This is a genomic window from Neorhizobium galegae (assembly GCF_021391675.1).
Lineage (GTDB): Bacteria > Pseudomonadota > Alphaproteobacteria > Rhizobiales > Rhizobiaceae > Neorhizobium > Neorhizobium galegae_B.
In genome coordinates this window covers 2849747-2862487 of the sequence record NZ_CP090095.1, presented here as the reverse complement: position 1 = coordinate 2862487, position 12741 = coordinate 2849747, and the positions used below count along the sequence as shown (strand labels likewise).

Sequence of the window (12741 nt, the reverse complement as noted above, 5' to 3'; positions counted from 1 at the left end):
GGCGTCAGCGCCGGGGTTCGCCGCCGGGGGCATAGACCGTCTTCTGCTCGAAACGGAACTTGTGGCCGCACTGGCCGCAGCGGATCATGTATTTGCGCGGATCGGTCGAGGCGAATTCCGTCAGGAAGCCTTTCGGCAGCTCGTCGATGCGAAAATCGCGATTGCCCTGCCGCCTGTCGTCGGTCTCGGAAACCTCGGCGAAACCGACATTGCCGCACTGGGAACATTCGAGCTTTCGGGAATAACGGTCGCGAGCGGCCATGCTTGTCTCCTTCTTCGGGGGGCCTTCTAGCCGAAGCTCTGGCACAAAGCAAAACGCCGGAACCAGGTTCCGGCGTTTTCCGTCGACGATTTACAGTTACTTCAAGCAGGCCCTCTAGCGGCGGCACTCGCCGGACGCGACGACGCTGAAGCCGGCGTTTGCCGCTTCGCATGCGTTCGGGAAAGTCTGGGTGCGTCCGCCCTGCTGGCCGCAAACGGGACGGTACTCTCGCGTGCAGAAGCGGGGTTCCTCGGGTCTTCCGGGACGGCCAGGCTGGTTCCAGTCCGGGCGGTCGGGCCTGTCGGGACGATCGGGCCTGCCGGGTCGGTTCCAGTCCGGGCGGTCGGGTCGTTGCGGGCGGTCCCAGTCGGGACGGTCTGGCCGACCGGGGCGGTCCGGAGTTCCCGGGCGATCCCAATCGGGGCGATCAGGCCTCTGGGGACGGTTCCAGTCCGGCCGCGGCCGTTCCGGCGGATAATAGCCGCCCGGCCCGCTGCCTCCGTCGACGCAGGCCGACAGCAGCGGAATTAAAAGGAAGATGGCCAGTCTCTTCGAGAGGCCAATAAAGGAAAACATCGCGACTCATCCTCTGTTTGCGTTCGGAGGTGAGTCTATCCAAATACTGGTGGCAGAAGAAGGTCAGTCGAACAGGCTGGAGACGGAGGATTCCATCGCCGTGCGGTTGATCGCCTCTCCGAGCAGGTTGGCGGTGGTGATGACCCGGATATTGTGCGCCGACTGGACGGCCGTGGTCGGCTGGATCGAGTCGGTGATCACCAGTTCCTTCAGCTTGGAAGCGGCGATGCGGGCGACCGCGCCGCCGGAGAGCACGCCGTGGGTGATGTAGGCGGTGACGCTGGTGGCGCCATTTTTCAGAAGCGCTTCGGCCGCGTTGCAGAGAGTACCGCCGGAATCGACGATATCGTCGATCAGCAGGCAGTCCTTGCCGGAGATGTCGCCGATGACGTTCATCACCTCGGACTCGCCGGCGCGCTCGCGGCGCTTGTCGACGATCGCCAGCTGACAGTCGATGCGCTTGGCGAGCGCACGCGCTCGAACCACGCCGCCGACGTCGGGCGAAACGACCATGACGTTGTTGAGGTCGTAATGTTCTTTCACGTCGCGTGCCAGCACCGGCACTGCGAAGAGATTGTCGGTGGGGATGTCGAAAAAGCCCTGGATCTGGCCTGCATGCAGGTCGAGCGTCAGGACGCGGTCGGCGCCGGCCTCGGTGATCAGGTTGGCGACAAGCTTTGCCGAGATCGGGGTGCGCGGGCCGGCCTTGCGGTCCTGGCGGGCGTAGCCGAAATAGGGGAGGACAGCGGTGATGCGCTTGGCGGAGGACCGCCGGAACGCATCGATCATGATCAGCAGTTCCATCAGGTGGTCGTTGGTCGGGAATGACGTGGACTGGATGATGAATACATCCTCGCCACGCACGTTTTCCTGAATTTCAACGAAGATTTCCTGGTCTGCAAATCGCCTGACACTGGCTTTTCCGACTGGAACATTCAGATAGCTGCAGATCGCGTCGGCGAGATGCCGGTTCGAATTGCCTGCGAAAACCTTCATTGCGGTCCGCCTGTTTTGAAGCTGGATGCGGGCCTTTTACCGCCGCGGCCTTCGAATGCAAGTGCGTTTCGCACCCGCTCACTCTTTTTTATGAAGAAACTGTGACCCGTGGCTTTTGAGGTTCAGTCCAGGATCGGCCGGCCAGACAGCTCAGCCCTGGGATTGGCGCCAGGCCACATACTCCTGGATCGTCTTGGCGGCGATGGTCTCCATGGTCGAAGCGGGGACCGACGTCCACGGGTCCTGGCCGCTGCCGGGCACACTTTCCTGCCCCTGCATGCGGTGCAGCCGGGCGCCGGAACCATCGAGGATATCCCAGACATAGACGATGGTGACCTTGCCGCTGTCGGAGAAGGCGGAGAAATAGCCTTTCAGGATATGCTCGGTGCTGCTGTCGCTCGACGGCCGGATCGTCAGGCCGTTGGCGCGGGCCTGAGTGCCGAGCTGGCGGGACAGCGGCGTCACCGCCTGGACCGGAGCGCCGATGATCGGCAGGAAGCGGACCGTCGGCCCGGACGCGGGCGGCAGCGAGGCGCTCTGCTGCCGGGGCGGAGCGGCCGCCGTTGCCGGCTGCTGCATGGTCTGCTGCTGGTCCTGGCCTCCCCCCTGGCCCTGCCATTGCGGCGGCGGGCCGGAGGAGGAGGGCGATACGGTGTTGCCGGATTCCAGCGCCCGGGCCTGGGCTTCGAGCGTGTTCTGAGGACCGGACTGATAGCCGCCGCTGCTGTTGTAGGTTTCCGGCTGTGCCGAGCGGGCCATGCGGTCGGTTTCCGCCTGGGTCACGGGCGAGGAGGTTCTTGCACCTCCACCGCCGACATTCGCCTGCGGCGTCAATGCTTCCGTCGTATTGCAGGAGGCAAGCACAACCGCCAGCAGGGTAGCGGACAGCAGTGTTCCGAAAAGCCGCATACCCGTCTCCTGCCGCAGATTCCTCAGGCAGAAGCTTAAAGTTCGCTCCCAAACTGTCAATCGCCTGATTTTTCGAGCTTTCAGCGCTGAATGAGCTCCAAAGGATGGCGGGAAAGTGGCTGCGGATCGCCTTCGGTCGTCAGGTAGGTGTGGCCGAGGGTCATGGCGGCGCCGCTGTCGGAATCCATGATGATCATGTGCACGAACAGCGTCATGTCCGGCAGAATTTCCTGCGGATTGCCGAAGTGGAACATCTGGTGCTCCATCCAGGAGGGCGAGAACCGCGCGCCGAGCGAATAACCGCAGGCGTTGAGGCGATGGCGCGACAGGCCGCGCTCGTCGAGAATGCGGGCATGGGTGTCGAAGACGTCGCCGAAAGTCTGACCGGGGTGCAGAACCTCCTCGATCGCGGTGATGGTTTCCAGGCAGGCTTTGTGGAGCTCGCGGTGGCGCGGCGACGGTTCGCCGACAATGACCGTGCGCATCATTGCCGCGTGGTAATGCGCCGCCGTACCCGCCCACTCGAGCGTCAGCTGGTCGGTCGCGTCGAGCTTGCGGCGGCCTGCCTTGTATCGGCAGAGCAGCGCATCGGCGCCGGAGCCGATGATGAATTCGTTGGCGGGATAATCGCCGCCGCCGAGAAAGACCGCGCCCTGCATGGCGGCGAGGATTTCCGCCTCGTCGCCGCCGGCCTTGATCAGTGGCAGCGCCGCGTCGAGCGCGTCGTCGGCAAGCTCGGCGGCACGGCGGGCAAAGGCGATTTCGGCCTGGCTTTTGACAAGGCGCAGCGTGCTGACCAGATAGGAGGCGTCGCTGATCTGGCCGAAGGTGGCGAGCTGGTTGTCGAGCAGGCGAGCGACGCGGCCGGTCATGCCGTGGGTATCGTATTCGACGCCGATCTTGGCGCCGAGCAGGTCCATGTCGCTCAACAGGTTCTTGAGGTCGAGGGTGGGATCGGCATTCACCCGATCGACCCAGACGACGATGTTCTCGACGATCGAGGTGTGGCGGGCCTGGCGCAGGTCGGCCGAGCGGGTGAGAAGCGTCATCGCCCCATCCGCCTTGACGATCAGGGTCTGGAAAAAGCAGTAGCCGAACGTGTCGTAGCCGGTCAGCCAGTACATGCTTTCCTGGGCGAAGATCAAAAGCGCATCCAGCTTGTCGGCGCGCATCTTCTCCGTCAGCCGCGTCAGCCGGTCGGCGTATTCGCTCCTCTCGAAATGCAGGGCCATATCAATTCTCCCGAAGTGCGATTGCTGAAATCTGGCGGCCGTAATCCGGCTCTTTGGCATGGGTGGTGCGGCGGTAGGAATAGAACCGTTCCGCATCCGGATAGGTATCGAGACCGAGGCTTTCGGCCCGCACGCCTGATGCCGTCAGCCGCCGGATGGTCAGCGACGGCAGGTCGAACATGGAATGCCCCGCATTCGATGACGGCGTGAAGAAGGCCTCGTAGGAGGGATCGTAGCCCAGGAACCGTTCAACGAATTCCGGTCCGACCTCGTAGCTTTCCGGACCGATCGAGGGGCCGAGGACGGCGGTGATGTTTTCGCGCGCCGCACCCAACGAGACCATTGCCTCGATGGTGTTTTCGAGCACGCCGGTCAACGCACCCTTCCAGCCGGCATGGGCAGCGCCGATCACGCCGTTCTCGCCGTCGGCAAACAGGATCGGGCCGCAATCGGCCGCCAGCACCCCGAGCGCCACGCCCGGCACGCTCGTCACCATCGCGTCGACCTTCGGCCGTTCGCCTGCATAGGTCTCGTCGACCACGAAGACGTCGGGCGAATGGATCTGGTGCACGGTCGCGAGCTTTTCGAGGGGCAGGCTGAACCAGGCAGCGACCCGGGTGCGATTCTCGACCACTTTTTCGCGGTCATCGTCCGAGCCGACGCCGACATTCAGACCGGCATAGAGGCCTTCCGAAACGCCGCCTTTGCGGGTGAAGAAACCGTGGCGGATACGGGCGCCGGCCCTGTCGTTCAACAGGGGGCTCTCGATCGGCTCCGGCAAGGGTATGTCCTGCATCGGCGTTGTCTATCCCGTTGATTTGAAGAGGTTTTGGGCGTGTTCTCAAGGCCTGCCCACTGCTTCGATCTAGGGCGAGAGTGGCGCAAGAAAAGGGCGGATGTCAATCGGTTGATGAATTGACGGCCGCTGTTTACTCCACCGCGCGAAACGGCATCAGCTTCAATGCCGGGCTCGATACCGCGATGACTTTGAAGAGTTCGCCCATCTTGCCGGCACCTTCGCCGGCCAGCCGATCGACGGCGGCGGCGATCAGGCGCTGCTCGGTGGGCTCCTTGTCCTTGGCAAGCGCGGTCGCCCGCTCGGCAAGGCCGAGGCCGAACAGGAAGTCGCCCTGGCGCAGGCCGCCGTTCAGATGAACGCCCGTGGAGACGGCAATGCGCGCGAGGTCCTCGAAATCGACATGGCTGGTGAGATCCGCTTCGCCGGGATTTTCGAGCGGCGGATCGTAGTCATGGTGGCGTACCGCCTGCAGCGTGTCGCCGAAACCGGTGACCAGATGGCCGTAGTCGATGATCAGGGCCGTGCCGCCGAAGGTCCTCAAGCGTTCGCACAGCGTCAGCATCACCGCCTGGCGGGCCGGCGACAGTTCGAAGACCGTGCCGTCGGGAATGCCGGCGAGGGGCGAGGGAAGGAGCTGCGGGTCGAGCGTCGCGACGCCGGCGGCAAAGCCGAGTTCATCTTCGGCGTTAAGACCAACGAGACGTTCGCGAAAACCGGTCGGTGTCTTGACGAACTGGCGGATCGGGATCGCATCGAACAATTCGTTGGCGGCGATCAGCGTGAAACCTTCCGGGACTTCCTCGAAACTGTCATGCCAGGAAATCTTGGTCGAAAAAGCCTCGAGCGTGATGCGCTGGACGCCGCGCAGGCGCTCGCTGGTCTCGACCAAATGCACATGCAGGTCTTCAAAAAACCGGGGCGCGATGCGTTTGATCACCCGCAGCATGTCGGTCATCATCGTGCCGCGGCCGGGGCCGATCTCCACCAGCCTGACGCCGGTCGGCGTGCCATGCTGCTGCCAGGCATGGACCATGAAGACGCCGACCATCTCGCCGAACAACTGGCTGATCTCCGGCGCAGTGATAAAATCACCGTGGCGGCCGAAAGGCTCGCGGGTGCGATAGTAGCCGTATTCCGGATCGGCGAGGCACAGCGCGAAATAGTCGGTCACGCTGATTGGGCCGTTGGTGCGGATCAAGGTCTTGATCTTTTCGGTGAGGGGGGTGCTCAACGCATGCCTCCCCTCAAGCCTTCGCCGCGGACGTTACCGCCGTGCGGGCGCGGAGAATGGCCCAGACACCCGCCGCGATCATCGGCAGAGACAGCACCATGCCCATGGTCAGCCAATTGGTGCCGAGCAGATAACCGAGCTGCGCATCCGGCTCGCGGAAGAATTCCACGAAGATGCGGCAGAGCGCGTAACCGACGACGAAGGTGCCGGCGATGGTACCCGGCACCTTCAGCGCCTTGAAACGGAAGATCAGCAGGGCAAGCACGAGGACGAGCACGATACCTTCGAGGCCGGCTTCGTAGAGCTGGCTCGGATGGCGGGAGAACGGCCCGCCGGTCGGGAAGACGACGGCCCAGGGCGCGCTGCTGAGGCGCCCCCAGAGTTCGCCGTTGATGAAATTGGCGATGCGGCCGAAGAACAGGCCGAAGGGCACGACCGCGGCGACCGTGTCGAACATGCTCCAGACGGGAATGGCGTTGCGGCGGGCGAAGATGATCATCGCCACCGTCGCGCCGATGAAGCCGCCATGGAAGGACATGCCGCCGTTCCAGATCTCCACCGCGCGGATGGGGTTCGCGGCCACGGCCCCCATGTCGTAGAACAGGATATAGCCGATGCGGCCGCCAAGCACGATGCCGGCTGCGACCCAGACGAGGAAGTCGTCGAGCTGGGCAGCCGTGATCGGCGACTGGCCGTCTTTCCACAGCGAGCCGTTCGCCGCCAGCCGCCGCGCATAGAACCAGCCGAGCATGATGCCGGCGACATAGGCGAGCCCATACCAATGGACCGCCAACGGGCCGATGGAGAAGGCCACCGGATCGATATTCGGGAACGGCATCAGAGCGAAAAGATGAAGCGCTTCGTACAAATTACAATGTTCTCATACAAACCGAATTGTCGCGGAACATGGCGGTGCGCTCATCGCCGGTCAAGGCGAATCTCGGCGATTGCCCCTTTAACCCCAGTGAAGTTCAGCGATTGCCAGGAACCTCAGTTGTCCTTCATCTGTATCAACTGAATAAGGTTTCCGCAGGTATCGTCGAGCACCACCATACGGACAGGGCCGGCATCCATCGATTTGTCCGAGACGGGGCGACCGGTACATCGGATGATGCTTGCAAGCGGCACGCACAGGCCCTACTTGATCCCTATGGACATTCGCCGGCCCGGATTGCCGGCCAGACGATATGGGAGTTCAGAACCATGGCAACCGGTACGAACCGCATTCTCGACGATTTCGCGCGGCTGATGACCGATGCCGCCGGCGCCGCGCAAGGGGTGCGCAAGGAGGTCGAAACGGCTTTCCACGCCCAGGCCGAACGCTTCCTCAACAACATGGACATCGTCAAGCGCGAGGAATTCGAAGCCGTCCGCGAAATGGCCGCCCGCGCGCGCGACGAGAACGAGGCGCTGAAGGCGCGGATCGAAGCGCTGGAAGCGAAGCTTTCGGGGCAGTGATCTGCGTTTCCCGGGGATGATCTACCTCTCTCCCGTGAAATCTAACACTGAGCTTGTCAGCTAAGATGCTGTTTTTTTCTTGCTCTCCCCAAGAGGGGAGGAAAGCGGCGTACCCAATACCTTCCCCGCCCTCCCAACCCATGCCTACAATCCGCTTGCTTCCGTCGCCGGAGTGTTTCGCGAGACGTTCGCGGGCAGGCGGAGGCCGGCGCCCTGGTTGGACCTGTAACGTGCAGGAAAGGTCAGGGAGGTGAAAGCCATGGAGGGTGCGCTGAAAGGCAAGCCTTCCTATCAAGCCTCCCCCTGGCCACCGGGCCGGGTTCGGATTAGCCGTGCAAGTGGCAGGATTTCCCGAAAGGAAATCGCGAACGAAGCCACGCAGTGGGGCGAGGTGATCACCTGTAGGGGCCGGAAGCCTCGAAAAGACGCCGAAGGCCACGCGAATGCGGAGCCACACATATCAAACAAAATGAGGTTCCGCATTCGTGTGGGCTCTCCCATCGTACCGTGCCGACCAGATTTTCGGCGCGGGCGGAGGTGTTGAAACGAAAAAAATGACGCCCTGTGGACACATTCAAAAAAGCCAGTGTCCAGAGTCGCTTATGACTCCGTTCTGATCTCCGCTGCGAACATGATTGGAGTTTTGCCCATGTAAAAACCGAGGGAGGGGCTGGCAGCCGGACTCCGTCTAGGTACACTGATTTTAAAGGATGATTCGAAACGGCTTGGTAAGCTCCAGACAGGGTGACTGCGTTATTCTGGAAGCGTCGGATGATCATCGACAGTGTTGTTCCCGGTTAGTGTTCGCGTGTTTTTGGCGTTTTACCGCACGAATTCGCATTCATTCCGGTCAAGAAGGTGCCGCATGACGCTTATGGAAATGGAAATCGAACGCCAGTCGAATCCGGTCGATATGATCGAATTCGTTGCTGCCTCGAACGATTGGACGTTCGAACGGTCGGGTGAAGACGAAATCGCCATGACCGTGGAAGGCCGCTGGACGGACTACCATGTTTCCTTCTCCTGGATGGAGGAGTTCGAAGCGCTGCATCTCGCCTGCGCTTTCGACATCAAGATTCCCGATGCCCGCGTCAACGAAGTCATCCGCCTGCTGAGCCACGTCAACGGTCAGGTGCTGATGGGACATTTCGACGTGTGGCGCCAGGAAGACGTCGTCATCTTCCGGCAGTCGCTGCTGCTGGCGGGCGGTGCCGAACCCAACAACCAGCAGGTCGAAGTGCTGCTTTCGAGCGCGCTCGAAGCCTGCGAATCCTATTACCAGGCGTTCCAGTTTGTCGTATGGTCGGGCATGGAGGCGAAAGCCGCCATGGAAGCCGTTCTGTTCGAAACCGTGGGCGAATGCTGATGGCCTTGGATCACTTGGGATCCATCATTCTGATCGGCGCCGGCAATATGGGCGGCGCCATGCTGTCCGGCTGGCTGAAGAAGGGCGTACCCGGCGCGTCCGTGACGGTCATCGACCCGTCGCCCTCGGACGCCATGAAGACGATGATGTCCGAGGCTGGCGCGCGTCATTTTGCGTCGGTGCCCGATGGTGCTTCCGCCGACATCCTGTTTCTTGCCGTCAAGCCGCAGCTCATGGATGCGGTCCTGCCGCCTCTGAAGCCTGTCGTGGGGCCCGGCACGGCGGTGGTTTCGGTCGCTGCCGGCAAGACACTCGCCTATCTCGAAAAACATCTCGGCGAGGCGGCCATGGTGCGCGCCATGCCGAACACGCCGGCAATGATCGGCCGCGGCGTTACCGGCGCCTATGCCAATCCAAAGGTTACCGACGCCCAGCGCGAAGCGGTGCAATCCCTGCTCAAGGTCAGCGGGCCGGTGGAATGGGTTTCAAGCGAAGCGGATATCGATGCGGTGACCGCCGTTTCCGGCAGCGGTCCGGCCTATGTGTTCTATCTCGTGGAGTGCATGGCGGAAGCGGGCCGCAAAGCAGGCCTGCCGGCGGACCTCGCCATGCGGCTCGCGCGGGAAACTGTCTCGGGGGCTGGCGAGCTCCTTCACCAGTCCCCCGATGACGCGTCCAGGCTTCGTCAAAACGTCACGTCTCCGAACGGCACGACCGCCGCAGCACTTGCCGTACTGATGGCAGACGACGGCATGCAGCCCCTGTTCGACAAGGCGATCGCCGCCGCCCGCAGCAGAGCCGAAGAACTCGGCGCCTGAGTAAATTCGAATGGCTGAAGACATCACCTATGGCGACTTCGAAAGAGTCGATATCCGCGTCGGCACGATCATTGAGGTCGAGCCGTTTCCGGAAGCCCGCAAGCCAGCGTTCAAGCTGAAGATCGATTTCGGTCCGGAAATCGGCATCAGGAAATCCTCGGCGCAGATCACCGTGCATTATACGCCGGAAACGCTGGTCGGCCGGCAGGTGCTCGGCGTCGTCAATTTCCCGCCGCGGCAGATCGGCCCGTTCCGCTCGGAAGTGCTGACCCTCGGCTTCGAGGACGAAAACGGTGCGATCGTGCTGGCTGACGTCGAGCAGCCGGTGCCGAACGGCCGGAAGCTGATGTAGCCCGAGCGCTGATGCGCTGGGCAGATCGTCAGTGAATATCGCGGCTTTTGACGTCGGTCAGATCGAACGACCGGAATTCCGCCTCGAAGCCTTCGCGCTGCGGCGAGCAGAAGGTCATGCCGACGGAGAGGTCGGCGAGCTCGGGTGGGAAGAACGCGAGCCGCGCCATTCGCCAATCCGGCTGCGTGTCGGTTCGGTACTGGACGAAGAGGGCGTCGCCCATGCGGGTGACGCGGACGGAGATTTCCTCGAAATCGTCGGTGAGGCGGAAAGCGGACCAGTCGGAGTGGCCGTTGGTCACCACCACGCTGAAATGGCGGGCGCCATCGGTGAATTCGACACCGCATTTCATCCAGTGTTTTTCGTCATGGCGGATCATCAGGCCCGCCTGGTCGTAGAGCGCCTCGTAGCGGCCGACGAAGGAAGTTTCGGCGATGAAGTCGCCGCTTCGGGGCCCTATGGAGGAAGTGGCCGCTGTCGCGGTGAAAGCCGTAATAGGTGCCCTGCCAGAAGTCGGTCTCGAAGCCGGAGCGGGCGACCAGGCTGCCATTCTCCTCACGGCTTTCCGGCGGCGGGTTCAGCCAGGTCATGTGGGAAAGGTCGATCGGCATCGGTTCCTCGAAAGATCAGGCGGGGACGCGCACGACGGCGCGCAAGCCGCCGCGGGGGCTGTCGGCGAGCGTGACGTTGCCGCCATGGGCGCGGGCGATGTCACGGGCGATCGCAAGGCCGAGGCCGGTGCCGGACGCATTGAGGTTGCGGGCCTCGTCCAGGCGGTAGAACGGCTTGAAGACGTCCTCGCGCGATTGCGGCGGAATGCCCGGACCGTCGTCGTCGAGCGTCAACGTCAGCCACTTGGCGCTATGCCGTGCATCCACATGGAGCGTCTTGGCGTAACGCTCGCTGTTGGACACGAGGTTGCCGACAAGCCGGGCGAAGGCATTCGGCCGCACCGCGATCTCGTCCTCGCCGTCGATCTCGTAGGTCATGGTCTTGCCGTGCAGCGCGAAGTCCGACTGGAGCTTTTCAAGCAGCTCGCTCAACCGCAGTTCGCCGAAATCTTCTTCCGCTTCGCCCTTGGCGAAGGCGAGATAACCTTCCAGCATCGATTGCATGTCGTCGGCATCCTGGCCCATGCCGGCCAGTTCCGGCTTGTCGCCGGCAAGCGCCAGCTGCAGCTTGAACCGGGTGAGGATGGTCCTCAAGTCGTGGCTGATGCCTGCGAGCATGGCGGTGCGCTGTTCCATCTGCCGCTCGATGCGCTCGCGCATCTGGATGAAGGCAAGGCCGGCGCGGCGGATCTCGTCAGCGCCGCGGGGAGCGAAACCGTCGGTCTTCTGTCCCTTGCCGAAGCTTTCGGCAGCACGCGCGAGCGTCAGGATCGGCCGAATCTGGCCGCGCAGGAAAAGGATGGAAATGATCACCAGCACGACGGCGGCGCCGATCATCCAGACGAGGAAGATATGGGTGTTGGAGGCATAGGTGGAACCGCGGCGGACGAAGACGCGCAGCACCCTGGTATCGAACTTGATACGGATCTCGACAAGCCGGCTGTCTCCGATCGTGTCGATCCAGAAGGGCATCTGGATCTGGCGGGTGATCTGTTCGGCGAGAATGTCGTCGAGGATGGCGAAGAAGGGGCGGGGGCGGGGCGGCGGCAGCTGGCCGTTTTCCTCGACGGCGATGGTGAGGTTCAGCGCGTCATTGGCGATGCGGCTCACCACGTCGTAGTTGCTGTCCTGCGGGTAGGCCTGGATCACCTCGATAATGCCGGCGATGTCACGGACGGTGCCTTCCGACAGGCGTTCGGTCACCATGCGCCAGTGCCGTTCCATGAAGACGGAGGCGACGATGCCCTGCAGCAGCAGCATCGGCAGGATGACGATCAGAAGCGAACGGGTGTAGAGGCCGGTCGGCAGGCGGCGGCGCAGCCAGCGGGTCATCGGGCGCCAGCCCGGCAAGGTGAGCCGGTCCATGTCGCGCTTCAGAGGGTCGAAAAGTGCCATTCTGCCTTCAGCCTGTGCCGGTCTCTTCCCGGCTAATCGATACTCAGCCTGTATCCGATGCCGCGCACCGTCTGGAGATAGACGGGGTTGGCCGGATCCTCCTCGATCTTACGCCGCAAACGATTGATCTGCACGTCGATCGTGCGTTCGCCGACTTCGGCATCGTCGCCGATCAGCTCGTGGCGGGGAATGGTGTCGCCGGCGCGCAGCGCGAAGAGCAGCATGATCTCCTGTTCGCGATCCGTCAGCCTTATGGTCTCGGCGGCCTTGCGCAATTCCTTGCGCGGGATCGAGAAGGTGAAGGGGCCGAACATGATCTGCTCGATTTTCGGCGTATCGGGCGAGGTGCTGCGGCGCAGGATGTTGTTGATGCGCAGCACCAGTTCGCGCGGATCGAAGGGTTTCGACAGATAGTCGTCGGCGCCGGCTTCGAGACCGGCGATACGGGATTCCGATTCGGCGCGGGCCGTCAGCAGGATCACCGGAACCGTCTTCTTCTGGTAGAGCGACTGGGTGAGCGAAATGCCGGATTCGCCGGGCATCATCACGTCGAGAATGATGAGGTCGAAATGCAGGCCTTCGAGCTTGCGGCGGGCTTCCGCGGCGTCGCCCGCGACGGTGACGCGAAAACCCTGTTCCATCAGGTAGCGGTTCAGAAGATCGCGGATGCGCGTGTCGTCATCGACGACGAGAAGATGAGGTGCATCATCGGAAGGGGGCGGTGTCGTCATCTCAA

General features: G+C 62.8%; 13 protein-coding genes and 2 pseudogenes. 4 read left to right on the top strand and 11 right to left on the bottom strand.

Annotated elements, in window-relative coordinates; translation table 11 throughout:
• Positions 1–4: 4 nt before the first annotated feature.
• The 8 genes and pseudogenes from LZK81_RS14195 to lgt all read right to left on the bottom strand — a co-directional run bounded on the left by LZK81_RS14195 (position 5) and on the right by lgt (position 6843).
• A complete protein-coding gene (locus LZK81_RS14195; RefSeq protein WP_046603861.1) occupies positions 5–262 on the bottom strand; it encodes a hypothetical protein in 258 nt (85 codons plus the stop codon).
• A gap of 114 nt (positions 263–376) precedes the next feature.
• Positions 377–478: pseudogene (locus LZK81_RS14190) on the bottom strand (hypothetical protein); the annotation flags it as partial.
• Positions 479–901: 423 nt separating this feature from the next.
• A complete protein-coding gene (locus LZK81_RS14185) occupies positions 902–1834 on the bottom strand; it encodes a ribose-phosphate pyrophosphokinase (protein WP_046603862.1) in 933 nt (310 codons plus the stop codon).
• A gap of 150 nt (positions 1835–1984) precedes the next feature.
• Positions 1985–2743, bottom strand: coding sequence for a hypothetical protein (locus LZK81_RS14180; protein WP_233953683.1), 759 nt, complete (start codon positions 2741–2743; stop codon positions 1985–1987).
• 80 nt (positions 2744–2823) lie between these two features.
• The gene (locus LZK81_RS14175; protein ID WP_233953682.1) at positions 2824–3975 is read right to left on the bottom strand and encodes a M24 family metallopeptidase; all 1152 of its coding nucleotides are present in this window, start codon (positions 3973–3975) and stop codon (positions 2824–2826) included.
• Position 3976: 1 nt separating this feature from the next.
• Positions 3977–4771 (bottom strand): peptidoglycan editing factor PgeF, encoded by a 795-nt coding sequence (gene pgeF / locus LZK81_RS14170; protein WP_233953681.1) that lies wholly within the window; start codon positions 4769–4771, stop codon positions 3977–3979.
• A gap of 133 nt (positions 4772–4904) precedes the next feature.
• Positions 4905–6005 carry a class I SAM-dependent methyltransferase gene (locus LZK81_RS14165; RefSeq protein WP_046628557.1) on the bottom strand — a complete coding sequence of 367 codons (1101 nt, stop codon included), beginning with the start codon at positions 6003–6005 and terminating at the stop codon, positions 4905–4907.
• 13 nt (positions 6006–6018) lie between these two features.
• On the bottom strand, positions 6019–6843 hold the full coding sequence (gene lgt, locus LZK81_RS14160; protein WP_046604128.1) for a prolipoprotein diacylglyceryl transferase: 825 nt from the start codon (positions 6841–6843) through the stop codon (positions 6019–6021).
• Positions 6844–7208: 365 nt separating this feature from the next.
• Here lgt and LZK81_RS14155 point away from each other — a divergent pair, with 365 nt between their 5' ends.
• From LZK81_RS14155 to LZK81_RS14140, 4 genes are all read left to right on the top strand, one after another.
• Complete coding sequence (locus LZK81_RS14155; protein WP_233953679.1) at positions 7209–7463, top strand: accessory factor UbiK family protein; 255 nt, start codon at positions 7209–7211, stop codon at positions 7461–7463.
• 865 nt (positions 7464–8328) lie between these two features.
• Positions 8329–8829: a YbjN domain-containing protein gene (locus LZK81_RS14150; protein ID WP_046631097.1), complete on the top strand. Its 501-nt coding sequence runs from the start codon at positions 8329–8331 to the stop codon at positions 8827–8829.
• Positions 8829–9647, top strand: a complete 819-nt coding sequence (gene proC / locus LZK81_RS14145) for a pyrroline-5-carboxylate reductase (protein ID WP_233953678.1) — start codon at positions 8829–8831, stop codon at positions 9645–9647. Before LZK81_RS14150 ends, proC begins: the two co-directional genes overlap by 1 nt.
• Positions 9648–9657: 10 nt before the next feature.
• On the top strand, positions 9658–9999 hold the full coding sequence (locus LZK81_RS14140) for a tRNA-binding protein (RefSeq protein WP_046603870.1): 342 nt from the start codon (positions 9658–9660) through the stop codon (positions 9997–9999).
• 28 nt (positions 10000–10027) lie between these two features.
• Here the strand turns inward: LZK81_RS14140 and LZK81_RS14135 are convergent.
• The 3 genes and pseudogenes from LZK81_RS14135 to LZK81_RS14125 form a co-directional block, all read right to left on the bottom strand.
• A pseudogene (locus tag LZK81_RS14135) lies at positions 10028–10610 on the bottom strand (DUF1349 domain-containing protein).
• A 15-nt stretch (positions 10611–10625) separates the two neighbouring features.
• Positions 10626–12005 carry an ATP-binding protein gene (locus tag LZK81_RS14130; protein WP_233953677.1) on the bottom strand — a complete coding sequence of 460 codons (1380 nt, stop codon included), beginning with the start codon at positions 12003–12005 and terminating at the stop codon, positions 10626–10628.
• A gap of 32 nt (positions 12006–12037) precedes the next feature.
• Positions 12038–12736 (bottom strand): response regulator, encoded by a 699-nt coding sequence (locus tag LZK81_RS14125; RefSeq protein WP_046603873.1) that lies wholly within the window; start codon positions 12734–12736, stop codon positions 12038–12040.
• Positions 12737–12741 lie beyond the last annotated feature (5 nt).

Coding starts and splice junctions, on each gene's coding strand:
- LZK81_RS14195 (WP_046603861.1), bottom strand. CDS start 262: ATGGCCGCTCGCGACCGTTATTCCCGAAAGCTCGAATGTTCCCAGTGC.
- LZK81_RS14185 (WP_046603862.1), bottom strand. CDS start 1,834: ATGAAGGTTTTCGCAGGCAATTCGAACCGGCATCTCGCCGACGCGATC.
- LZK81_RS14180 (WP_233953683.1), bottom strand. CDS start 2,743: ATGCGGCTTTTCGGAACACTGCTGTCCGCTACCCTGCTGGCGGTTGTG.
- LZK81_RS14175 (WP_233953682.1), bottom strand. CDS start 3,975: ATGGCCCTGCATTTCGAGAGGAGCGAATACGCCGACCGGCTGACGCGG.
- pgeF (WP_233953681.1), bottom strand. CDS start 4,771: ATGCAGGACATACCCTTGCCGGAGCCGATCGAGAGCCCCCTGTTGAAC.
- lgt (WP_046604128.1), bottom strand. CDS start 6,843: ATGCCGTTCCCGAATATCGATCCGGTGGCCTTCTCCATCGGCCCGTTG.
- LZK81_RS14155 (WP_233953679.1), top strand. CDS start 7,209: ATGGCAACCGGTACGAACCGCATTCTCGACGATTTCGCGCGGCTGATG.
- LZK81_RS14150 (WP_046631097.1), top strand. CDS start 8,329: ATGACGCTTATGGAAATGGAAATCGAACGCCAGTCGAATCCGGTCGAT.
- proC (WP_233953678.1), top strand. CDS start 8,829: ATGGCCTTGGATCACTTGGGATCCATCATTCTGATCGGCGCCGGCAAT.
- LZK81_RS14140 (WP_046603870.1), top strand. CDS start 9,658: ATGGCTGAAGACATCACCTATGGCGACTTCGAAAGAGTCGATATCCGC.
- LZK81_RS14130 (WP_233953677.1), bottom strand. CDS start 12,005: ATGGCACTTTTCGACCCTCTGAAGCGCGACATGGACCGGCTCACCTTG.
- LZK81_RS14125 (WP_046603873.1), bottom strand. CDS start 12,736: ATGACGACACCGCCCCCTTCCGATGATGCACCTCATCTTCTCGTCGTC.